This is a genomic window from Glutamicibacter sp. (assembly GCF_035257265.1).
Classification (GTDB): Bacteria; Actinomycetota; Actinomycetes; order Actinomycetales; family Micrococcaceae; genus Glutamicibacter.
The window spans coordinates 1-1,229 of the sequence record NZ_DATEXC010000064.1 but is presented as its reverse complement, the minus strand read 5'-3'; the positions used below and the strand labels follow the sequence as shown (position 1 = coordinate 1,229).

Here is a 1,229-nt window from a genome sequence, read left to right as displayed (position 1 = left end):
ACCCCTGGCCAACGGCCAGGGGTTTTCTGTTTATCCGGCCAGTAGTTCCGTTCTTCGTTGATCACATGCCGACTGAGGATTTCTCCAGTTGCGACTTCGACGACGGTGACTTCTTCGGTGTCGATAATCATTACCACTTTCTTGCGTCGATTAATTTTGCGCACTCCTAAATGACGTACCTGCCCGTCATGTCCCAGGGTAAGTTTTCCATTAGTGTCGACGCGGTCATGACGTATGCGGAACTCCCGGTCTCTGGTGATGTCTTTTTCTTTCGGGAGCGCCTTGAGCGTGCGGTGATACCACTCATGGGGTGTGTGGCGCTCCAGGGAACGGTGGGGGCGTTCGGTGTTGTAAACCCGTTGGAACTCCTCCAGGATGTGTTGCAGCTCTTCGACGGTGTTCGCCGGGCGGTGGGCCTTCACCCATTTGTGTTCGGTTGAGTGAAATCGTTCAACTTTTCCTTGAGTTTGTGGGTGATATGGCTTGCCGTTCTTTTGCTTGATTCCTATGGCGATCAGTAGCTTTTCGAACTTGTTGATGCCTTTGAGCAGGCGTGTGGTGTAGACGGTGCCGTTATCGGTCAGGGTGCTCTGGGGTGGTCCGTAGCGGTTGACGCAGCGGGTGAAGGTGGCGATGACGATCGGGGTGGTGATTTCGTCGTGGACTGAGCAGTGCAACAGGTATCGGGAGTGGTCATCGAGCCAGTGAATGATTTCGACTTTGCGTCCGTTGGCGAGGACCGATTCGGTGAAGTCCGATTGCCACATTTCATTGGGCTGATCTGCTTGGAACCTGTGAAAGCTGCTTCGTGGTCGTTTCTTGGGTTCGGGTGTGATTAGTCCGTGAGCGTGCAGGATGCGGCGAATAGTGGCGGTGGACGGGACGTGGCGCTGTTCCTTCTCTAGATGGTATTGAATGGTCAGCGGTCCGGCGTCCAAGCCGGTTTTGGTGAGTGCTAGACGGATTTGGACTATGCGATCAGCGAGGTCTTTCGGGGTGGCGCGGGAGTTGGAGTGCGGTCGTTTGCTCTGTGGTTCCACTGCGGGATCTCCGCCGGCGTCGTAGGCTTTGAGAAGCTGGTGGATGCGTTGGCGGGAGATTTTGTACCGGTTGGCGGCTTCGGTGACGCTGAGTCCAGCATCTCGGATTTGGTGGACGATGACGTGGTTTCTCGACATGATCAAGTGTCAAGGATGTCGCAACTCATGAGTCAAATATGTTTTGAAGCT

1 protein-coding gene is annotated in these 1,229 nt (G+C 54.8%); it reads right to left on the bottom strand.

The genetic code is table 11. The features are described 5' to 3' along the window. Positions 1 to 1,178: IS481 family transposase (locus VJ369_RS17225; RefSeq protein WP_324093222.1), on the bottom strand; the 1,178-nt coding region annotated here is incomplete at its 3' end. Between the last annotated feature and the right edge of the window lie 51 nt (positions 1,179 to 1,229).